The 22,383-nt window shown below is 30.2% G+C and carries 15 protein-coding genes and 1 tRNA gene; 8 read left to right on the forward strand and 8 right to left on the reverse strand.

Going from position 1 to position 22,383, the window contains the following annotated elements; all coding sequences use genetic code 11:
- Positions 1-8 precede the first annotated feature (8 nt).
- Positions 9-1,184, reverse strand: coding sequence for a 2-isopropylmalate synthase (locus ACWYN7_RS05415; protein ID WP_462858830.1), 1,176 nt, complete (start codon positions 1,182-1,184; stop codon positions 9-11).
- A gap of 131 nt (positions 1,185-1,315) precedes the next feature.
- Between ACWYN7_RS05415 and ACWYN7_RS05420 the strand changes: the two genes are divergently transcribed.
- The 4 genes from ACWYN7_RS05420 (at position 1,316) to thrC (ending at position 8,008) form a co-directional block, all read left to right on the forward strand.
- Positions 1,316-2,869: a hypothetical protein gene (locus ACWYN7_RS05420; RefSeq protein WP_462858831.1), complete on the forward strand. Its 1,554-nt coding sequence runs from the start codon at positions 1,316-1,318 to the stop codon at positions 2,867-2,869.
- Between the two features lie 322 nt (positions 2,870-3,191).
- A complete protein-coding gene (thrA, locus tag ACWYN7_RS05425) occupies positions 3,192-5,630 on the forward strand; it encodes a bifunctional aspartate kinase/homoserine dehydrogenase I (protein ID WP_462858832.1) in 2,439 nt (812 codons plus the stop codon).
- Between the two features lie 84 nt (positions 5,631-5,714).
- Positions 5,715-6,635, forward strand: coding sequence for a homoserine kinase (locus tag ACWYN7_RS05430; RefSeq protein ID WP_462858833.1), 921 nt, complete (start codon positions 5,715-5,717; stop codon positions 6,633-6,635).
- A gap of 89 nt (positions 6,636-6,724) precedes the next feature.
- Positions 6,725-8,008, forward strand: coding sequence for a threonine synthase (gene thrC / locus ACWYN7_RS05435; RefSeq protein WP_462858834.1), 1,284 nt, complete (start codon positions 6,725-6,727; stop codon positions 8,006-8,008).
- A gap of 2 nt (positions 8,009-8,010) precedes the next feature.
- On the opposite strand, the gene ACWYN7_RS05440 is transcribed toward thrC, so the two are convergent.
- From ACWYN7_RS05440 to ACWYN7_RS05450, 3 genes are all read right to left on the reverse strand, one after another.
- Positions 8,011-9,000 (reverse strand): Kelch repeat-containing protein, encoded by a 990-nt coding sequence (locus ACWYN7_RS05440; RefSeq protein ID WP_462858835.1) that lies wholly within the window; start codon positions 8,998-9,000, stop codon positions 8,011-8,013.
- Between the two features lie 75 nt (positions 9,001-9,075).
- Positions 9,076-9,975 carry an EamA family transporter gene (locus ACWYN7_RS05445; RefSeq protein WP_462858836.1) on the reverse strand — a complete coding sequence of 300 codons (900 nt, stop codon included), beginning with the start codon at positions 9,973-9,975 and terminating at the stop codon, positions 9,076-9,078.
- A 76-nt stretch (positions 9,976-10,051) separates the two neighbouring features.
- Positions 10,052-10,123, reverse strand: a tRNA-Gln gene (locus ACWYN7_RS05450).
- 172 nt (positions 10,124-10,295) lie between these two features.
- On the opposite strand from ACWYN7_RS05450, the gene ACWYN7_RS05455 reads away from it, so the two are divergent.
- On the forward strand, positions 10,296-13,421 hold the full coding sequence (locus tag ACWYN7_RS05455) for a glycosyltransferase family 117 protein (RefSeq protein WP_462858837.1): 3,126 nt from the start codon (positions 10,296-10,298) through the stop codon (positions 13,419-13,421).
- Between the two features lie 55 nt (positions 13,422-13,476).
- Here the strand turns inward: ACWYN7_RS05455 and ACWYN7_RS05460 are convergent, their stop codons facing one another.
- Both ACWYN7_RS05460 and ACWYN7_RS05465 read right to left on the reverse strand, forming a co-directional pair.
- Positions 13,477-13,770, reverse strand: coding sequence for a thioredoxin family protein (locus ACWYN7_RS05460; RefSeq protein ID WP_462858838.1), 294 nt, complete (start codon positions 13,768-13,770; stop codon positions 13,477-13,479).
- 84 nt (positions 13,771-13,854) lie between these two features.
- Positions 13,855-15,078, reverse strand: a complete 1,224-nt coding sequence (locus ACWYN7_RS05465) for a metallophosphoesterase (RefSeq protein WP_462858839.1) — start codon at positions 15,076-15,078, stop codon at positions 13,855-13,857.
- A gap of 302 nt (positions 15,079-15,380) precedes the next feature.
- Here ACWYN7_RS05465 and polA point away from each other — a divergent pair, with 302 nt between their 5' ends.
- The gene (polA, locus tag ACWYN7_RS05470) at positions 15,381-18,215 is read left to right on the forward strand and encodes a DNA polymerase I (protein ID WP_462858840.1); all 2,835 of its coding nucleotides are present in this window, start codon (positions 15,381-15,383) and stop codon (positions 18,213-18,215) included.
- 217 nt (positions 18,216-18,432) lie between these two features.
- Here the strand turns inward: polA and ACWYN7_RS05475 are convergent, their stop codons facing one another.
- Positions 18,433-19,146, reverse strand: coding sequence for a hypothetical protein (locus tag ACWYN7_RS05475; protein WP_462858841.1), 714 nt, complete (start codon positions 19,144-19,146; stop codon positions 18,433-18,435).
- A gap of 162 nt (positions 19,147-19,308) precedes the next feature.
- Here ACWYN7_RS05475 and ACWYN7_RS05480 point away from each other — a divergent pair, with 162 nt between their 5' ends.
- Both ACWYN7_RS05480 and ACWYN7_RS05485 read left to right on the forward strand, forming a co-directional pair.
- The gene (locus tag ACWYN7_RS05480) at positions 19,309-20,979 is read left to right on the forward strand and encodes an RluA family pseudouridine synthase (protein ID WP_462858842.1); all 1,671 of its coding nucleotides are present in this window, start codon (positions 19,309-19,311) and stop codon (positions 20,977-20,979) included.
- A gap of 42 nt (positions 20,980-21,021) precedes the next feature.
- On the forward strand, positions 21,022-21,984 hold the full coding sequence (locus ACWYN7_RS05485; protein ID WP_462858843.1) for an L-threonylcarbamoyladenylate synthase: 963 nt from the start codon (positions 21,022-21,024) through the stop codon (positions 21,982-21,984).
- A gap of 3 nt (positions 21,985-21,987) precedes the next feature.
- Here the strand turns inward: ACWYN7_RS05485 and ACWYN7_RS05490 are convergent, their stop codons facing one another.
- Positions 21,988-22,335, reverse strand: coding sequence for a phage holin family protein (locus ACWYN7_RS05490; RefSeq protein WP_462858844.1), 348 nt, complete (start codon positions 22,333-22,335; stop codon positions 21,988-21,990).
- Between the last annotated feature and the right edge of the window lie 48 nt (positions 22,336-22,383).

Here is a 22,383-nt window from a genome sequence, read left to right on the forward strand (position 1 = left end):
TATTTCATTTAAGCCATTGCTATTTTAGATATCTTATTAACTTTTTTCATTATAGAATGAATATCGTCGTCTTTTACTTCTTTTTGTTTATCAGCAGTTTCTAAAAAAGAAGTATACGCAGTATCTAATTGAATTTTAGTTAATTCGTACCCAATTTTCTTAGCCCTGTATGCCAATGCTGCTCTACCACTTCTTGCAGTTAACACAATTGCACTTTCTGTAACCCCAACATCTTCAGGATCCATAATTTCGTAAGTTTCTCTGTTTTTGATAACTCCATCTTGATGAATTCCAGAACTATGTGCAAACGCATTTGCCCCTACAATTGCTTTATTTGGTTGTACAGGCATTCCCATACTTTCACGAACCATAATACTTGTATCGTACAATAATTTTGTGTTGATAGAAGTTTCTAAATTTAAATATGGATGTTGCTTTAACACCATAACTACTTCTTCTAAAGCTGTATTTCCTGCTCTTTCTCCTATCCCATTTATGGTACATTCAATTTGACGAGCACCATTAATAACACCAGAAATTGAGTTTGCTGTTGCCAAACCTAAATCGTTATGACAGTGACAAGATAGTGTAACATTTTCGATACCTTTTACATTTTCTCTCAGGTATTTCATCTTTGCACCATATTCTTCTGGCAAACAATATCCTGTGGTATCTGGAATGTTTAAAACAGTTGCACCTGCTTTAATTACTTCTTCGCAAACTTTGGCTAAAAACTCATTATCTGTTCTACCAGCATCTTCTGCGTAAAACTCAACATCTTCTACAAAAGACTTAGCATAAGATACTGCTTTTATAGCTCTTTCAATTACTTTTTCTCTGGTAGAATTAAATTTGAATTGTATATGAGAATCACTAGTACCAATACCTGTATGAATTCTTGGATGATTAGCAAATTTTAATGCTTCTGCTGCAACTTTTATATCATTTTCTACAGCTCTTGTTAAACCACAAACTGTCGCATTTTTTACAATTTTAGCTATTTCTGATACTGAATTAAAATCTCCAGGACTAGAAACAGGAAAACCTGCTTCAATTACATTTACACCTAGTAAATCTAATCTTTCAGCTATTACTAATTTTTGACCAGTATCTAACTTACAACCAGGCACTTGCTCCCCATCTCTTAAAGTTGTATCAAAAATTTGAACCTTGTTATCTTGCATAATTTGTAAAGATTATCTTTATATTTAATCAAATGTATATTAATGAGATTAAAATAAATGGTTATTTTTACAGTTCCGTACGATTTCTAATATACTTAGCAAAATCACAAGTATTTTATTATCAGTAATTTATGAGCAAAAACACTACATCAGTCAATAATCAAAACGATGCTCTTTTTATATTAATTAAGTCTTTAACCAAGTCAGAAAAGAGACAATTTAATTTATATGTTGGTAGACTTGGTGGTAATATTGATGCCAAGTTTTTTTCGCTTTTTAAGTTTTTAGAAAAGCTTAAAATTTATGACGAAAAAGTAATTATTAATAGCGGTATTGTATCTAAACAACAATTATCAAATTTAAAAGCGCATTTATACAAACAGATTTTAATTAGTTTACGATTAAATCCTGCTCATAAAAATATTAGAATTCAGATTAGAGAGCAACTCGATTTTGCAACAGTTTTATATCAAAAAGGATTATACAAACAGAGCTTAAAGTTATTGGATAAAGCTAAAAATCTAGCTTTAGAAAACGAAGAAAAAAACATTGCTTACGAAATTGTTGAACTCGAAAAAGTTATAGAAACTCAATACATTACAAGAAGTTTAAGCAACAGAGCAGATCAACTTTCGGTACAAGCCAAAACATTAAGTCAACAAAATGTAATAGCCAGTAAATTGTCTAATTTATCATTACAATTGTACAGTCATTTATTACAAAATGGTTATGTAAAAAACAATGAAGAATTAGAGTTTATTAATCAATATTTCCATAAAAGATTACCCAAATATAATTTTGAAGATTTAGGTTTTAGAGAAAAATTATGGCTCTACAAATCGCATTTATGGTATAGTTTTTTAACTCAAGATTTTTTACAGAGTTACAAGTATGCAAGAAAATGGGTAGATTTATTTAAGGAAGACAAAAAGCATATTTTACAACATCCTGTTTTTTACTTAAAAGGGATCAATTACTTATTAGAGGCTTCTTTTTTTGTAAAGAAAAAATCTACTTTTAAAAGAGAGTTAATCGCTTTTGAAGAAGAAATTGAGCAAAATACAATTCCATCGAACACAAATACAGAACTTTTAATTTTTCAGTATTTGTATGCCAATAAATTGCACTTACATTTTTTAGAAGCTACTTTTTCTGAAGGAGAATACTTGGTAGAAATTATCAATAAAAAAATACAAAATTACAGAAACAGATTAGACAGCCATTATATTGTAATGCTGTACTACAAAATTGCTTGTTTGTATTTTGGAATGGGTAAAAACGAACTATGCATTAGCTATTTACAGAAAATTATAAAGTCTAAAAATTTAAGCTCTGCAGAAGATTTACAGTGTTTTGCAAGAATTTTAAATTTGATTGCGCATTACGAATGCGGATTAGATTACGATTTAGAAAGACAGTTTTTAGATACTTATAAGTTTCTATTAAAAATGGAAAATCTACAAGAAGTTCAAAAAATATTCTTAACGTCTATTAAAGATTTGAGCGATGTTTTTCCTCATGAAATTAAAAATGAGTTCAAAAAAATACACGCAAAACTGCAAAAGTTTGAAAATCATCCTTATGAAAAAAGAGCATTTTTGTATTTAGACATTCTTTCTTGGTTAGAAAGTAAAATAAAAAACAAACCTATAGCTTTGATAATTAAAGAAAAATCAAAGAAATAAATTAAATACTAAATTATTATTAATTATTTTAACAATTATTACGAACTATACATTTTTTAATAATTTACATAAAATAATACGCATCTAAACCCATCAAAATAAATAATACTTCTATTTTTGTGGTGTGAATCTTTCTAAATTAAATACAAATTCTTCTAAAACTACTTCTGTAGTATGTATTTCTATGAACACCATTATTCGCACAACAACTACAACTATTACCCTTTAGGGGTTTACTATATACATATTACTCAGGTTATTTATTGTTTCGTACACATCGAAATAAAAACAAAAAAAATTACAAACTATTTATCAATTTAAGATGAAAGTATTAAAATTCGGAGGCTCTTCAGTAGCCAATTCAGAAAAAATAAAACAAGTTTTAAGCATTATTGCAAAAACATCAGAAGAACAAAAAGTAGCAGTTATTGTATCTGCCTTTGGCAAAACTACAGATAAACTTTTAGCAGGAGCAAATGAAGCTTTAGAAGATATTACTGCTGCTAAAGAAATTTTAGAGTTAATTAAAGAATTACATTTTAGAGTAATTGATGATTTAATCATCAAAAATAAAAAAGAGGTTTCAGATGAAATTACCTATTTATTCGATCGTTTAATTTCTATTTACGAAGGGATTTTTTTACTTCAAGAATTATCTAATAAAACATTAGCAAAAGTTTCTAGTTTTGGAGAACGATTATCTTCTTATATCATTGCAAATGCAGCCAAAGAAACTTTAGATGCTACTCATAAAGAAAGCAGAGATTTAATTATTACCAATGATGAGTATTTAAATGCTCAAGTAAATTTTGAGGTTACAAATAAAAATATTGCCATCTTTTTTCATGATAATCAACATAGAATTGCTGTTTTAGGTGGATTTATTTCATCGAACACAGCTGGCGAAACTACAACTTTAGGTAGAGGTGGTTCTGATTTTTCTGCTGCCATTTATGCAGCAGCTTTAAATGCTGATGAATTGCAAATCTGGACAGACGTTAGTGGAATGTATACTGCAAATCCTAGAATTGTAAAACAAGCGTATCCAATTTCAGAAATTTCTTACGAAGAAGCTATGGAATTATCGCACTTTGGTGCAAAGGTTTTATACCCGCCAACAATTCAACCTGCTTTAAGAAAAAATATTCCTATCAGAATTAAAAACACTTTCGATCCTGAAAATTTCGGAACGTTAATTTCTAACGATCCTGAAAATGGAAATGAAGTAAAAGGAATTTCGCATATAGAAGATATTAGTTTAATTACTTTAGAAGGTGGTGGAATGATAGGTATTCCAGGTTTTTCTAAACGTTTATTCGAAGCACTTTCTGTAGCCAAAATAAATGTAGTGTTTATTACGCAAGCATCATCAGAACACTCTATTTGTGTGGGTGTTTATGATCTAGATGCAGAAAAAGCAAAAACCATTTTAGACGAAACTTTTAGTATAGAAATTTACAGAAAAAAGATTAAGCCAATTATTGTAGAAAACGATTTGGCAATAATAGCTGTAGTTGGTGAGAGCATGAAAAACTACCAAGGTTTAAGCGGACAAATGTTTAGTGCTTTGGGTAGAAATAACGTAAATGTTAGAGCTATTGCACAAGGTTCATCAGAAAAAAACATCTCTGCAGTTATTAATAAATACGATGCTAAAAAGGCATTAAACACTTTACACGAACAATTTTTTGAAGAAAAAACCAAACAATTAAACTTGTTTGTAACAGGTGTAGGTAATGTTGGCGAGCGTTTTTTAGCACAAATACATCAACAAAAGAAATTTTTAAAAGAAAATTTAAAACTAAACATTCGAGTAATTGGTATCTCTAATTCTAGAAAAATGGTTTTTGACGATTCTGGAATTAACCTAGATAACTGGAAAGATTTATTAGAAAATGGAGAACCAACCAGTTTAGAAAATTTTTACACAAAAGTAAAAGAAGCCAATCATAGAAACAGTGTTTTTATAGACAACACAGCAAATCAACAAGTTTCTGAAGTATATGAAAAATATTTAAGAGATAGCATTTCTGTAGTTACTTGCAACAAAATTGCTTGTGCTTCTAGTTTTTATAATTACAAAAAACTAAAAGAAGTATCTAAAAAATACAACGCTTCATTTTTATTCGAAACCAATGTTGGTGCAGGTTTACCAATTATAGATACACTTAAAAATTTAGTGAATTCTGGAGATCGAATTCATAAAATTCAAGCAGTTTTATCTGGTAGTTTAAACTTTGTTTTTAATAATTTTGATAAAGACTCTACATTTCATGATGTTGTTGCTCAGGCTCAAAAAGAAGGATATACAGAACCAGATCCAAAAATTGATTTAAGTGGTGTAGATGTGGCCAGAAAAATTTTAATTCTTGCTAGAGAAAGCGGTTTTAAAATGGAATTAGAAGACATTAAAAACAATGCTTTTTTACCTGAAGAAGCTTTAAAAACTACAAATAATGATGATTTTTATGCAGCTTTAACAAAGCACGAAAGTCATTTTCAAGATATATTTAAACAAGCCAATGATAAAGATTGTCGTTTAAAATATGTAGCAGAATTTGTAGACGGAAAAGCAAATGTTGGTTTACAGCACATCCCTGCAGATCATCCTTTTTACAATCTAGAAGGTAGTGATAATATTGTATTGTTTTTTACAGATAGATATCCAGAAAACCCTTTAATTATAAAAGGCGCTGGTGCTGGTGCAGATGTAACTGCTTCTGGTATTTTTGCTGATGTTATTAGAATTGCAAATCAATAATTATTAAAAAATTGAAGAATATAAACATTTCATTTGTTTATAATTTTTTAATTCTTGAATTTTAAATTTTTTAATAAAATAGAAATGGATTACTTAAAAATATTTTCTCCTGCAACTGTTGCCAATGTTTCTTGTGGTTACGATTCTTTGGGTTTTGCTGTTGATGAAATTGGTGATGAAATGACATTTACCAAAACACCAAACAAAGGCGTAGAAATTACCAATATTACTGGTGCAGATTTAACTTACGATGTAGATAAAAACGCTGCAAGTGCTGTAGTTAAAAAAATGCTGTTGGATGCAAATGCAGATTTTGGAGTACAACTCACCATTCATAAAGGGTTTTCTCCAGGAAGTGGATTGGGTAGTTCTGCTGCAAGTGCTGCTGGTGCTGCTTTTGGCGCAAATCAATTATTAGGCAACATCTACTCTGAATTAGAATTAACAAAATTTGCAATGTTTGGCGAAGAAGTTGCTTGCGGAAGTCCGATTGCAGATAATGTGGCTGCAGCAATTTATGGCGGTTTTGTACTCATTAGAAGTTACGAACCCTTAGATATTGTAAAATTACCTGTACCAAATGAATTAAGACTTGTGGCAATTCATCCACAAATAGAAATAAAAACCAAAGATGCAAGAGCAGTTTTACCAACAGAAATTGCATTAAAAGATGCTGTTACACAATGGGCAAATGTTGGCGGACTAATTTCTGGCTTACATACAAACGATTATAATTTAATCAGCAATTCTTTGGTAGATATTATTGTAGAACCACATCGTAAAAAACTAATTCCTTATTTTGATGATGTACAAAAAGCAGCATTAAAAGCAGGTGCTTTAGGTGCTGGAATTTCTGGTTCTGGACCTACCATTTTTGCACTTTGTAAAGGTGATGAAAATGTAAAAGAGGTTTACAATGCAATTGAAAGAAGCTACAGAAACAAAGGAGTTGATTTCGAACTTTATACATCAAAAGTAAATCCAGAAGGAATAAAAATTATATAATTGCAATATGCTTAAAGCCATAAACTTTAAGCACTTTGTTTCATTTTGCCAAAAGCATAGTGCTTATGGCTTAAAGCAAAAAAAACACAATGAACTATTACAGTTTACATCATAAATCGCCAAATACAACTTTTAAAAACGCTGTTGTAGAAGGCTTAGCAAAAGATAGAGGAATTTATTTTCCAGAAAACATTACTCCATTATCAAAAGATTTTATCAACAATATTTCTGAATATTCCAATCATGAAATTGCCTATGAAGCCATAAAACAATTTGTGGGTGATGAAATTCCTACAGATATTTTAAAAGATATTATTGCAGAAACTGTTTCTTTCGATTTTCCTGTGGTTAAGGTTGATGATAATATTGCAACTTTAGAATTGTTTCACGGACCAACAATGGCTTTTAAAGATGTTGGCGCAAAATTTATGGCAAAATGCTTAGAGTATTTTAACAAAGATAATGATGATGAAGTTACTGTTTTAGTAGCGACTTCTGGTGATACTGGAGGTGCTGTTGCCAACGGATTTTTAGGTGCAAAAGGTGTAAATGTGGTTATTTTATATCCTTCAGGAAAAGTGAGCGATATTCAAGAAAAACAACTAACTACCTTAGGACAAAATATTACAGCTTTAGAAGTAGATGGCGTTTTCGACGATTGCCAAGACATGGTAAAAACAGCTTTTTTAGACGAAGATATAGAGCGAACTTTAACTTCTGCAAACTCTATAAATGTTGCACGTTGGTTACCACAAATGTTTTATTTTTTCTTTGCTTATAAAGAATTACATCAACAACATAAAGACCTTATCTTTTCTGTACCAAGTGGAAATTTTGGGAATATTTGTGCAGGAATAATGGCTCAAAAATTAGGTTTACCTATCAAACATTTTGTTGCCTCTACAAACGTAAATGATACTGTTCCTAATTATTTGGTTGATGGAGTTTACACGCCAAAACCATCAAAAGCAACCATTTCTAATGCTATGGATGTGGGTAACCCAAGTAACTTTATTAGAATTAGAGAATTGTTCAACAACGATTTAGATGCTTTAAAAAGCGCCTTTTCTTCATATAGTTTTACTGATGATGAAACTCGTGAAACCATGAAAAGCATCTATAATAATTCTGGCTATGTTGCAGATCCTCATGGAGCAGTGGGTTACTTAGGATTAAAAAAACACGGATTAAAAGAAAATGAGTTTGGTGTATTTTTAGAAACTGCACATCCTGTAAAATTTTTAGATGTTGTAGAAGAAACTTTACCTGTAAAAGTTGAAATTCCTGAGCAAATTAAAAAAGTAATTAACAATACTAAAGTAGCTTTAAAAGCTGCTACTTACCAAGATTTAAAAGCGTACTTAATGAAATAATTTTAATATTTTTCCATGGTATTTAATTCAGGAGATCCTCCTCTATTATTACAACCAGAAGCAATATAAATTTCATTTTTATATAAAAAAGCACCAGTTCCATGTCTACCTTGTACAAGGTTTGGATAGTTTTGCCATTTGTGTGTAAAAATATTTAAACCTTCTACTTGATTATGGGCTTCTTTTTGATGAATAGATTCACCTCCAATTACTAAAACATCTTTGCCATACAAAAGCGCAATATTTCCTGCTCTTTGAGTTGGTAAATTTTCTGGAAGGGTTGTCCATTTTTCAGATTTAATATCAAAAACATCAACTTCTGCAATGGTTTCGTGAAAAGTTCTTTTTGGCGCTTTAGAACGTCTGCCAGCTAAAACATAAATTTTGTTATTGGCTTCTACTGCCTGAAAATGATCTCTAGCTCTTGGTGCATCTGGCAAAACTTTCCATTCTTTGGTTTTTAAATTGTAACTATCTAGCCATTTTTTATGATCTGATCTATGCCCATCTTTAATACCACAAGAAATATAAATAATGTTATTTTTTATGGTATTACCTGTTGATCCTCTTAATCTTTCTGCGGGAATTTTATCACCCTTAACCCAAGTGTCTGTGGCTGTTTTGTAGATGTAAATATTTTCGATCGGAGTTTCTGCAGGATAACGTCCTGTTAAAGCACCAATAATATAAATATCATCTTTATAAACTACTGGCTGAAAATGATGCATTTCTAAAGGTGGCTTTGCTCCTTTTGACCATTTTTTTGTTTTTGCATCAAAAATACTCACGTAGTCTATTCTTCTTCCTCCTAACAAATAAAATTTGTCTTTAACATTTACAAAAGCTGCTTCGTGCCTTTTTAAAGGTTTAGAATCGTCTGTAGATTTTACTAAAGTCCATTTTTTCTGAGTAGATTTTGGATTATTTTCTAAGCTAGCGCATGCAAAAACGAACAATAAAAGCAATAGATTAAAAAAAGCACTTCTTTTCACATCAACATATTTAAAGTATAAATATATTTATTTTTGACTGAATTACAACAAGTTAATAATTAAAAAATGTTTGTTTTAAGAATTTAAAATCAGAAAAACACCAATCATAATTCCCACAAGAGGTACAATCTTTTTACGCTTGTTTTTTTCTTTAAAAATAAATCCGCCAACAATAACAGTAATTAACAATTGACTTCTTTTTATGGCTGATAGCAACATAATTAAAGCTTCAGGATCTTGTAATGCTTTAAAATAAAAGTAATCTGCTGTGTACAACAACAACCCTACTAAAGGGATTAACCAACTCCATTTAAATTTTGCTCTTTTTTCTTTAAAAGGAAACCAACTTATGCTTATAATAATCAGCAATATTAATAAAGTATAAAAGCAAAACCAGAACAATAATGTTTGCGGATTTAAGTGTAAACTTTGCACTAAAAATTTATCGTACAAACCACTTGATGCCCCTAAAAAAGTAGCACCGATAATTGCAAAAATCCATTTGTTACTTTTAAAAATTATCCCTTCAATTTTTCCGATTTTAGAATATAATATCACTGAAAAAATAATCAGAAAAAAACCAATCCATTGATAAATGTTTGGCTCTTCTTTAAAAATAAATATAGCTCCAATAAAAGTAAAAAACGGCCCTGCAGAACGTATAGGAGCTACAATTGTAATTGGTAAATGTTTTAAAGCACTATAAGCTAAAACCCAAGAGGCAGCCATAATCATCGATTTTATAAAAATAAAACCGTGTTTTTCTATTGGCAATTTTTCGATGTAAAATCCTATGGATTTAAAATAATCAGGATTTACATTAGAACCAATGTAAAAAGGTAAAAAAACTAAAAATCCGGCAGTTAAAGTAATTGTTAATACTGGTAAAACCTCGTTGTTTTTAACAACTTGTTTTTTTATGATGCCATGAAACCCTAAAAAAAGTGCGGCTAAAAGCCCCAAATACATCCACATAAACCAATTTTTTTTCTGCTTAAATGTAACCTAAAAAAAAAGCAACTGATAATCAAAAGATTAAAAGTTGCTTTAGTTGGCCTACAAGGACTCGAACCTTGAATGTCGGTACCAAAAACCGGTGTGTTGCCAATTACACCATAGGCCAATGCTTCTTAGCGGATGCAAATTTAATGCAATCTTTTAATTTTGCAAACTATTTTTTATAAAATTTTCTTTTAACAAAGATTTATGAAGTTTTCTTTAATCAGAAAAACAATTAGAACAAGCTTTTATTCATAATTATTAGTAAATTCGCCCACATACAATTACCTGCTTATATGACACCAGCACAATTTAATAAATGGAACATCATTCTAGGATGGATTACATTTGCTATTGCCTTAATTACCTATACATTAACCTTAGAACCAACAGTGAGTGCATGGGATGTAGGAGAGTACATTTCTACAGCTGTAAAATTAGAAGTTGGGCACCCTCCAGGAGCTCCACTTTTTCAGATGTTAGGTGCATTTTTTGCAATGTTTACATCAGATAATACAGAAATTGCAAAAATGGTAAACTTTATGTCTGCTTTGGCAAGTGCATTTACCATCTTATTTATGTTTTGGACCATTAGTAATTTAGCAAAAAAATTAGCTTCTAAAACCGGAAATATTTCTAAAGGCAAACGAATTGCCATTTTAGGAAGTGCTTTAGTTGGTTCTTTAACTTACACTTTTTCTGATAGTTTTTGGTTTAGTGCTGTTGAGGGTGAAGTTTATGCAATGTCATCTTTTTTAATGGCTTTATTATTTTGGCTAGGTTTAAAGTGGGAAAGCGAAATAGACACACCAAGAGGCAACAAATGGTTAGTTTTAATAAGCTTTGTTGTGGGTTTATCATTTGGAGTTCACATTCTTTCTTTATTGGTAATTCCAGCAATTGTAATGTTGTATTTCTTTAAAACTTACAAAAACATCAACTTAAAAACCTCTGCAATTGCTACTGTTTTTTCAGTACTTGTGTTAATGCTGGTTTTTAAATTCATTTTTCCTTTTACCTTAAAATTCTTTAGTGCGTCTGAATTGTTTTTTATCAATTCTGTAGGCTTACCTTACAATTCAGGAAGTATTATTGCTGCAATTATATTAGTAGCTTTGTTTGTTTTCGGATTAAAATACACCAGAAAAAAGCAAAAATTAACGGCAAACACCTTAATCCTTTCATTACTTTTTATAATGATAGGTTTCTCTTCTTGGATGATGTTACCTATAAGAGCCAATGCAAACACTACCATTAACGAAAACAATCCTTCTAGTGCTCGCGAATTATTAGCATATTACGAACGTGAACAATATGGGGATGCCAATGTTTTTTACGATACTTATTATTCTAACACTTATAGTAGAGAGCAAGATGCAAAAAATCCTACTAGAGATGACAAACCAAAATATGAGAAAAAAGACGGTAAATATGTAATTGTAAACAAATACAAAGATGTATTACCTAATTATTCTGACAAGCACAAAGGTTTTATACCAAGAATGGTAAATCCTGCATCTGAAGAGATGTATAAAAAAATTGCAGGAATCCCAGCAAATAGTAAACGTAGACCCACTTTTGCAGAGAACATTAAATTTATGGTTAGCTATCAATTTGGGTACATGTATGGCCGTTATTTTATGTGGAATTTTGTTGGAAGACAAAACGATATACAAGGTAGGTTAGACATTTTTAATGGAAACTGGATTAGCGGAATTGATGTAATAGACGAAGCAAGATTAGGTTCTCAAGAAATGTTGCCTTGGCAATCTTTACTAAATAAAGGACGTAATAAATACTATTTTTTACCTCTTATTTTAGGTTTAATAGGGTTGTTATTCCAAATTAAATGGGATAAAACTAATTTCTTTACCCTGTTTTTATTCTTTGCCTTTACAGGTTTTGCAATTATATTTTATACAAATCCGAAACCTTTTGAGCCAAGAGAACGTGATTACGCAGTTGTGGGTAGTTTCTATATTTTCGCTATTTGGGTAGGTTTTGGAGTGCTAGCTCTTTACGAATATTTCAAAAATTTAGCCACTCGAAAAAATGTAGCAATTATAGTTACAGTAATTTCTTTATTGGCTGTACCAACTTTAATGGCTTTCCAAAATTGGGACGATCATGATCGTTCTAACAGATACACAACACATTTAAATGCGCAAGCTTACTTAGAAAGTTGCGATCCAAATGCAATTATGTTTACCATTGGTGATAATGATACTTTTCCTCTTTGGTACATGCAAGAAGTAGAAGGCATTAGAACAGATATTAAACTAGTAAACACAAGTCTTTTTCAAACAGATTGGTACATAGACCAAATGAAAAGAAAAAGTTATGATGCAGATCCTATTCCATCGCAATTAGAACATGATGAATATAGATACGGAACACTAGATGTAGCTTATTACTTTCCTGAATTATTTCCTCAATTAAAAGATTCTGTCATAGAATTAGATTATTTTATGAAATGGATTCAGAGTGATAATAAACGTACTTTTTATGATTTAGATGATGATGGAAACCCAGAAAAAGTATTACTCGCAAATAAAATTCGTATTCCTGTAAACAAAGAAAATGTTTTAAAACATGGAATTGTAGCTCAAAAAGATGCTGATAAGATTGTACCTTATATAGACATTACTATTGATAGAGCTATTGGTAAAAATGCCATCTTAATGTTAGATATTTTAAATAATTTCGACTGGAAACGTCCTATTTATTTTACTGGAGGATCTAATGCTGATAACGAATATATTTGGCTAAAAGATTACTTACAATTAGATGGTGTGGCTTTTAAATTAGTGCCTATAAAAACACCTACCAAAGTTTATAATGAAAACGGACAATTAATTCGTGAGTTGAGTTTGTTTGATATTGGTAGAATTGATACAGAAAAAATGTACAGCAACGTTAAAAAATGGAACTGGCGAAATATAAACGATGGTAAAATTTATTTAGACGAACAAACCAAAAGAAACGCAATCTCTCTAAGAAACAGTTTAATGCGTTTGTCTAAAGCATTTGCCAAAGAAGGTGATACATTAAAAGCTGTAGAAGTGTTAGATTTATCATTAGAAAAAATGCCTATTGAAGATTTTGATCATTATAGTTTATCTATGGATTATCCTGAATTGTATTATAGATTTGGTGAAGTTAAAAAAGCAAGAACTGCTGCAGAAGATTTAATTCGATTGTTTAAAGAAAAACTCGTTTGGTATAGTACTTTTTCTGTTGAAGATTTTGATATGGTTTTCGAAGATTTCGATCTAACATTCAGATACCTTTACAAAGGTGTTATAGACCAAGTAGTACAGTATGATACTGACCCAGAATTGATAAATGAGTTACAAGAAGAGTTTAACGAAACACTAAATTTGTTTCAGCATATTATGCCCTCTGAAGAAGTAACAGAATAAAATAAAAAAACCACAAACTAATAGTTTGTGGTTTTTTTTATGTTTTAATAGTAAATTAAACGTACTGTTGCACCAAACCAATTAAGGTATTCGCATCTTGAAAACCTGTTTGGCGCCATTTCATTTCTCCATTTTTATAAATCATAAAAGTAGGATTTCCTTTTACACGCAAAGCATCAGCTAAGGTTTCATTTTTCTTAATATCAATTTTAATCACTTTGGCTTTATCACCTAAAGCAGCAGCAACATCTCTTAAAGTATCTACACTATTTTCAACCTCATTCCAATCTGCATAAAAGTCGATTAAAACAGGTATATCAACACTAATTAACTCTCCAAATTTTGTCATATCCTAAATTTTTAAAAGGAAAAAATTGCTAAAATTTTATTTAATTAACACAAAGATAATAAATCTAATTAAATAAGCTGATTATCAGGCTTTTTTAAGTTCTATAACAGTAATCTCTGGCCAAATACCTACTCTACCAGGAAAAGCATGATAACCAAAACCTCTATTTACATTTATAAATCTACCAAATTCTTGATATAAACCAGCCCATTGTTTATAAACATATTGAGAAGGACTCCATTTAAAAAAACCAGGAATCTCAATACCCATTTGCAAACCATGTGTATGACCACTTAAAGTTAAATGATAATTAAAATCATCTTTCTTTACTTTTTCTTGCCAATGACTTGGATCGTGACTCATTAAAATTTTAAAATCGTCTTTTTGCACATTTGCTGATGCTTTTTCAAGATCTCCTGCCTGATTAAAACCTTTTCCCCAATTTTCAACACCAATTAAAGCTATTTTTTGTCCGTCTTTTTCTATATATCTGTTTTCATTGCACAACAAATCAAAACCAATCTTTTGATGAATATCTTTTACAGCTTCAAAATTTTTGATTTTATCTTCTGGCGATTTCCAATCCATGTAATCCCCATAATCGTGATTTCCAAGAATGGCATATTTACCTTCTTTGACTTCTAGTTTTGCAAAAACATCAATCCAATTGTCCATTTCATTTGCTTGATTGTTTACAATATCTCCAGTGAACAACATTAAATCAGATTTTTGTTCATTTATCAAATCTACACCATATTGTATTTTTTCTTTGTTGGTAAAACTACCAGAATGTATATCCGAAATTTGAGTTATGGTATACCCATCAAAAGCAGCAGGTAAATCATCAAAAGCAAGCTGATATTTTATCACTTTATAATTGTATTTACCTTGTATAATTCCGTAGATAAAAGACACAAAAGGAATGGCTGCCAACCCTAAAGCTAATTGAGAAATGAATTTTCTTCTACCTGCTAAAGGTTGTGTTTCTGTTTTAGAAACTGCTGATATTCCTTTTACAATCCATCTATAAATATCTTCGCCAAAAAGTAATAAAAAAAGCACCAACTTCGGAATTAAAAAAGTAAGCAACAAACCCATTGCCATTTGAAATTGTGGTGTTTGTCCATTGCTTCTATCGTAAGTAAAAATCGTAATCAAAAAGTTAATGTAAACAAGGCAACTTGCAATTAAAACAGCATATCTTAAAAACTTATTTTTAGAAACTATTTTTATGGCATTAAATGTGTAAACCTCTAAAATTACTGCAAGAATCGTTACAACTATTAGTGGAATTAACCAACGTAGCATAAAATTTATTTTTTAACACACAAAGGTAACTGTTAAAAAACGAATGAATTTTAACAACTTGTTAAAGTTTAAAAGTGCGTTTTTATTAAATGAACACCAAATAAAATTACTTATTCTTTTCTAACAATTCATCTAAATTCACCTATTTAAAATCTTAAGAACAAGATGTATTTCATCAATCTAAACATTTATTAAGTTTTATGATAGATTTTACTAGGCAAACTCAAATTAAAATCAATAGAATATAAAGCGCAGTTTTATGCAGTTTTTTGTAGTTTTATCTTTTTTCAACTCTATACAAAATGGCAGACCAAAAAAGACTTTTTTTAGTAGATGCATACGCATTAATTTTCAGAGGATATTACGCTTTTATAAAAAACCCAAGAATTAATTCTAAAGGGTTAGACACTTCTGCAATAATGGGGTTTATGAACTCTTTATTAGATGTTATAAAACGCGAAAGACCAGATAAATTAGCAGTTTGTTTTGATAAAGGTGGTAGCGTAGATCGTGTAGAAATGTTCGAAGCTTACAAAGCCAATAGAGACGAAACTCCTGAAGCCATAAAAGTTGCTGTACCTTATATTTATGAAATTTTAAAAGCCATGCATATACCAATTATGGTTAAAGAAGGTTTTGAAGCAGATGATGTAATTGGCACACTTTCTAAACAAGCAGAAAAAGAAGGTTTTAAAACTTACATGGTTACACCTGATAAGGATTTTGCACAACTAGTATCAGAAAATATTTTTATGTACAAACCGCGTTTTGGTGGTGGTTACGATATTTGGGGAGTGCCAGAAGTACAAGAAAAATTCGGAGTAGAAACACCAGAACAAGTCATCGATTTTTTAGGAATGATGGGAGATTCTGCTGATAACATCCCAGGTTTACCTGGAGTTGGAGAAAAAACTGCCAAAAAATTCTTAGCACAATTTGGTTCTATGGAAGGTTTATTAGCCAACACAGATCAGCTAAAAGGAAAAATGAAAGAAAAGGTTGAAGCTAATGGAGAGTTAGGGTTACTGTCTAAAAAATTGGCAACAATTATGTTAGATGTTCCTGTAACTTTTGATGCTAAAGATTTTAATTTAGATGAACCTGATAAAGAAAAAGTAACTGAACTTTTTAACGATTTAGAGTTTAGAAATTTATTAACCAATTTTTTACGAACTTTTACTACTGAAACTGATACAGAAGAAAAATCAGCAGTAAAAGCAACTGAAAAAACTAAAAAACCAGCAGCAAAAGCAGATGGGCAATTCGATTTATTTGCAGCTCCAGGTGCAGGAAGCGTTTCTAAAGAAGATGTTGCTTTAGGTTTTAAAACCATAGAAAATACCAATCATTTTTATCAGCATATAGATACCGCTTTTTCTAGAAAATTATTAATTCAGAAATTAATGCAACAAACTTCGGTTTGTTTCGATACTGAAACTACTGGTTTAAAAGCACTAGAAGTTGAGCTGATAGGTATTGCTTTTTCTTACGAAGCAGGTAAAGGTTATTATGTTTCTTTTCCTGAAGACCAAACAGAAACCCAAACTATTATAGAAGAATTTAGACCTTTTTTCGAATCTGAAAATATTGAGAAAATTGGTCATAATTTAAAATACGACATCAAAGTTTTATCAAATTATAAAATGCCTGTAAAAGGTAAATTGTTTGATACCATGATTGCTCATTATCTAATTAATCCTGATATGAGGCATAATATGGATGTTTTGGCAGAAACGTATTTAAATTATCAACCTGTATCAATTACAGAATTAATTGGTAAAAAAGGAAAAAATCAGCTTTCTATGCGAGTTGTGCCTATTGCAGATCAAACAGAATATGCAGTAGAAGATGCAGATATTACGTATCAATTAAAACAACTTTTTACCACAGAATTGGCTTCTGGTAATGTTACCAATTTGTTTAATGATGTAGAATTGCCTCTAGTTTCTGTACTAACAGCTATGGAAATTGAAGGAATAAACATTAATACTGATTTTTTAAAAGAACTATCTGTGGCTTTGTCTGATGATATTATTAGACTAGAAAAAAACATTTATGAGCAAGCAGGAGAAGAATTTAACATTGCATCACCAAAACAATTGGGTATTGTTTTATTCGAAAAAATGCAATTGGTTGATAAACCTAAAAAGACCAAAACTGGTCAATACAAAACTGGTGAAGACATTTTATCTTACTTGGCAAAAGATCACAAAATTATTCAAGATGTTTTAGAATATCGTCAATATAAAAAATTACAAAGTACTTATGTTGATGCTTTGCCTAATGAAATCAACAAAAAAACAGGAAGAATTCATACAGTATATGCACAAGCAGTTGCTGCAACTGGTAGATTGAGTTCTAACAATCCTAATTTACAAAACATACCAATTAGAACAGAAAGAGGTCGTGAAGTAAGAAAAGCATTTATACCAAGAAGTCAGGAATATGTTTTGTTAGCTGCAGATTATAGCCAAATAGAATTAAGAATTATTGCTGCTTTAAGCGAAGAAGATAATATGATAAATGCCTTTAAAAATGGCGAAGATATTCACGCTTCTACTGCTGCAAAAGTGTTTAATGTTCCTTTGGATGAAGTGACTCGTGAGCAAAGAAGTAATGCAAAAACCGTAAACTTTGGAATTGTTTATGGAGTTTCTGCTTTCGGATTAAGTAACCAAACCAACTTGTCTAGAGGCGAAGCCAAAGAATTGATTGATACGTATTACGAAACCTATCCAAAATTAAAAGCGTACATGTCTGCTCAAGTAGATTTTGCTAGAGAAAATGGTTATGTAGAAACCGTTTTAAACAGACGCAGGTATTTAAAAGACATCAATTCTAGAAATGCAATGGTTAGAAGTGGAGCAGAAAGAAATGCTGTAAATGCGCCAATACAAGGTTCTGCTGCAGATATTATAAAACTTGCCATGATAAACATTCATAACCGATTTGAAAAGGAAGGTTTTAAATCTAAAATGCTATTGCAAGTACATGATGAATTGGTTTTTGATGCTCATAAAGACGAACTAAAAACCATAGAACCAATCATTAAACACGAAATGGAAAATGCTTTTAAAATGAGTGTTCCCTTAGATGTTGAAATAGGTTTGGGTTATAATTGGTTAGAGGCTCATTAGAAAAATTGAAACTAGATTACATAGAAAAATTTAACGAACTTAATGAAAACTTGGTTCGTCTTTATAATTTTAATACACCAAAAACCATATAATCTAAAGAAATTATATTTTTGGGCAGATTTTCCAAAATCAAAAAACACCAAAATAAAACACAAAAAAAGGTAGATTAAAAATCTACCTTAGTTTAAAAACTTTTTCTTTTAAAGAGTGTTATTTATTATTGATCTTCTTTTACAATTTTATCTAACTTTTTAATCTCTTCATTATATTCTTCAATTGCCTCGTCAAATTTTCCTTTTTTAATTTCTTCGTTAAATTCTTCAATGGCTTCTTCGTGAATTTTTATATAATCGTTTACAGTTTCATCTAACTCTTCTTTTAAATCGTCAAATTTTTCTGAAAGCTCTTCTAAATTTTCTTGCATTTCTTTTTCTGATGCATCTTGATCTTCTATAAGTTCTAAATATTCATCTTGAATATCTTGCACATCTTCCATAACTTCTTCGGTTTTTAACCAAGCAGGAATGGTGTTTCCTAAGTTTGCAATTCTATAATTCATATTCTGAATTCTTTCTCTAGTAGTAACAAAATCTACTTTTCTTAAGTTCGATAATTCGTAGTTTACTACTGTATAATCTTTCCAATCATCAAAACCAGCAATTCCTCTTTTATCTAAATTATACACAATTGGCGTTTCTTTTTCTTTCATTTTAAAGGTACGTGTAACCACTTTTTCTTCTGTACCTTCTTCCATATCATTTTCTAGTTCAACGTCTAAATTGTCCTTATCTTTTTCGTACAATTCTGCCATTTCTTCTTTAGCTTCTGTAGTGTTATTTTTCTTTGGATTATCGCAAGAAAACAACAAAAAATTAGTCAACGTTAATACAATGGCTGCAGTTTTTACTGAATTCATATTCATAATTTTCATAATATTTCTATTTTAAGTTCACTACAAAACTAAAGGATAACAAAACACTTCTTTAACGCAAATAATGTAATTCTTTGCTCTTTAGATAATTTAAATTCTATAAACTGTTTAAGTGGTATTTTATAACAAAACAACCTATCTTTGACAATTATTCTGATAAAATTGAAACACTTACATCATTTTAAAACCGATATTTCTGAAATAAAACCTCCAGAAAAATTTACTTTTCCATTCTATTATCAACCTCATTTATTAGCAAAAACAGCTGTGGATGAAATTCAGGCTTATTTAGAAAATCAAACTGACTTTAACCATAATTTTGGTTTACATGATAAAAATTCTGAAAATGCCATTGGTAAAATGTTTGGAGTTTTGGTAGTTAAAGATGATAAAAATAAATTGGGTTATTTAGCCGCTTTTTCTGGTAAATTAGATGATAATAGTTTGCCTAAAGCATTTGTGCCACCTGTTTTTAACATGAGAACAGAAGGTAGTTTTTACACCAAAGGAGAAAAAGAAATTGAAGAGATAAATGCTCAATTAGGTTCAATTTTAAAGGATGAAAATTACTTAACTCTAAAAGCAAATCACAAAAAATTAATTCTAGAAATTGAAACAGATTTAGAGCTGCAAAGAAAAAAAATGAAACTTTCTAAAGCTGATAGAAAAGCAAGAAAGCAACAAGCAATTTCAGTTTTAAACGATATTGAGTTTAAAAAACTAACCCAAATACTACAGCAAGAAAGTTATAACGATCAGTTTTTTTACAAAGAATTGCAAGAATACTATCAATCTAAAATAGATAAAAGCTCAAAAAAAATAACTGTTTTTGAAGATAAAATTGAAGCTTTAAAAACAAAACGAAAAGAAAAATCGAATTATTTACAGCAAACATTGTTTAGCAAATATGCTTTTTTAAATCAGAAAAAAGAACTAAAAAGTTTGTTAGCTATTTTTAACGATCCAACAATAAAACCACCTGCAGGTTCTGGTGAATGTGCTGCACCAAAATTATTACACTATGCGTTTGCCAACAACTTAACACCAATTTGTATGGCAGAATTCTGGTGGGGAATTTCGCCAAACTCAGCCATTAGAAAACACAAAAATTATTATCCTGCTTGCCAAAGCAGATGTAAACCCATTTTACAACACATGTTAAATGGCATTAAAATGGATGATAATTTACTGTTAGAAAACTTATCAAAAAAAGAACAGTTAAAAATTATTTTTGAAGATGATGTTTTAATTGTTATTAATAAACCCGCAGAATTTTTATCTGTACCTGGTAAAGAAATTAAAGATTCTGTGTACACAAGAATTAAAGAGCAATACCCAACAGCAACTGGGCCTTTAATTGTGCATCGTTTAGACATGTCTACTTCCGGAATTTTAGTGCTTACCAAAACCAAAGAAGCCAATAAAATGTTACAAAGTCAGTTTATAAACAGAACTGTAAAAAAAAGGTATGTTGCTTTATTGGATGGTAATTTGTCAGCAAAAAAAGGTACAATTAAACTTCCTTTGCGTGTAGATTTAGATGACAGACCCAAACAATTGGTCGATTTTAAATATGGAAAAAATGCTGTTACCAATTGGGAAATCATCAACAAAGAAAATGGTAAAACTCGTGTTTATTTTTATCCTATTACAGGAAGAACGCATCAATTAAGAGTACATGCAGCTCATAAAAATGGTTTAAACACGCCTATTATTGGTGATGATTTGTATGGTAAAAAAGCGAATAGACTGCATTTACATGCTGAATTTATCGAGTTTTTACATCCATCAACTTATAAAAAAATGAGTTTTAAGGTTGATGCCGATTTTTAAATTAAAAAAGCATTTTTATATGTAATTTTGTATCCGAAAATTATGAGCATTATTTCTAAAGACATACAAAAAGCAATTGCCATTTTAACCAATGAAGAATTGGTGGCAATACCTACTGAAACCGTTTATGGTTTAGCAGGTAATATCTTTAGCGAAAAAGCGATTAAAAGCATTTTCGAAACTAAAAAGCGTCCTTTTTTTAATCCCTTAATTGTTCATATTTCAGGAGTAGATCAACTAGAAAACATTGTTTCTGAAATTCCTAAAAAAGCAAAGATTTTAGCAGAAAAATTCTGGCCAGGTTCTCTAACTTTAGTTTTAAAAAAGCACGAATCAATTCCTGATTTAATTACTGCTGGTAAAGACACAGTTGCTGTTCGAGTACCATATCATGCAACAACAATAAGCCTTTTAGAGCAATTGCCTTTTCCTTTGGCTGCACCTAGTGCCAATCCTTTTAACAATATTAGTCCTACAAAACCAGAACATGTAGAACGCTATTTTAAAAATGATATTAAAATGGTTTTAGATGGTGGTACTTGTAAAAACGGAATAGAATCTACCATTATTGGTTTCGAAAACAATGAACCCATTATTTACAGACTAGGAGCTTTGGCTATAGAAGAAATTGAAGCAGTTGTAGGCAAAGTAGCTATAATGAATAAAAAGGAAGAAAACCCAGATGCTCCAGGAATGCTAGACAAGCATTATTCGCCAATTACAACAACCATTTTAACAACTTCTATTGTTGATGTAATTGAGCAACATCCCAATAAAAAAATTGGTATTTTAAGCTTAAATTCTTCTTTTAAAAGTGATAAAATTAGTGCTGAAATTATTTTATCAACTTCATCTAATTTAGAAGAAGCTGCATCAAAATTATACGATGCTTTACATCAATTAGATCATCAAAATTTAGACATTATTCTAGTAGAAAAAATGCCCGATTTTGGTTTAGGAAAATCGATGAACGATCGTTTGCAAAGAGCATCTTTTAAAGGATAATTATTACTTCTTTTCGTCTTTTAATAAAGAGAATAATGCAGATCTAAATATTGAAAGTAAAATGCTAAAAAAGAGTGCTGCCCAAAAGCCAGAAACTTTAAAACCGTCTATTAAACTGTCTGCCAATAAAATAATACAAGCATTTATTACAAAAATAAAGAGCCCAAAAGTTACAATGGTTGCTGGTAGTGTAAAGAATATTAAAAGTGGCCTAACAATCATATTTAAAATTGCAATTACAACCGCTACAATTATTGCTGATAGATAACCAGTTACAGCAACTCCTGGTAAAATATTAGCCAAAACAATTACTGCTAAAGCCGTTAATAAAATTTTTAGAAAAGTTTTCATAAGTATAAATTTAACCTATTGATTGCCAAAAGTGTACCAAATTAAAAA

Source organism: Polaribacter sp. M10 (assembly GCF_054968445.1).

Excerpts from the sequence above, each read along its gene's own strand:
- ACWYN7_RS05415 (WP_462858830.1), bottom strand. The coding sequence starts at position 1,184 with ATGCAAGATAACAAGGTTCAAATTTTTGATACAACTTTAAGAGATGGG.
- ACWYN7_RS05420 (WP_462858831.1), top strand. The coding sequence starts at position 1,316 with ATGAGCAAAAACACTACATCAGTCAATAATCAAAACGATGCTCTTTTT.
- thrA (WP_462858832.1), top strand. The coding sequence starts at position 3,192 with ATGAAAGTATTAAAATTCGGAGGCTCTTCAGTAGCCAATTCAGAAAAA.
- ACWYN7_RS05430 (WP_462858833.1), top strand. The coding sequence starts at position 5,715 with ATGGATTACTTAAAAATATTTTCTCCTGCAACTGTTGCCAATGTTTCT.
- thrC (WP_462858834.1), top strand. The coding sequence starts at position 6,725 with ATGAACTATTACAGTTTACATCATAAATCGCCAAATACAACTTTTAAA.
- ACWYN7_RS05445 (WP_462858836.1), bottom strand. The coding sequence starts at position 9,975 with ATGTGGATGTATTTGGGGCTTTTAGCCGCACTTTTTTTAGGGTTTCAT.
- ACWYN7_RS05455 (WP_462858837.1), top strand. The coding sequence starts at position 10,296 with ATGACACCAGCACAATTTAATAAATGGAACATCATTCTAGGATGGATT.
- ACWYN7_RS05460 (WP_462858838.1), bottom strand. The coding sequence starts at position 13,770 with ATGACAAAATTTGGAGAGTTAATTAGTGTTGATATACCTGTTTTAATC.
- ACWYN7_RS05465 (WP_462858839.1), bottom strand. The coding sequence starts at position 15,078 with ATGCTACGTTGGTTAATTCCACTAATAGTTGTAACGATTCTTGCAGTA.
- polA (WP_462858840.1), top strand. The coding sequence starts at position 15,381 with ATGGCAGACCAAAAAAGACTTTTTTTAGTAGATGCATACGCATTAATT.
- ACWYN7_RS05475 (WP_462858841.1), bottom strand. The coding sequence starts at position 19,146 with ATGAAAATTATGAATATGAATTCAGTAAAAACTGCAGCCATTGTATTA.
- ACWYN7_RS05485 (WP_462858843.1), top strand. The coding sequence starts at position 21,022 with ATGAGCATTATTTCTAAAGACATACAAAAAGCAATTGCCATTTTAACC.
- ACWYN7_RS05490 (WP_462858844.1), bottom strand. The coding sequence starts at position 22,335 with ATGAAAACTTTTCTAAAAATTTTATTAACGGCTTTAGCAGTAATTGTT.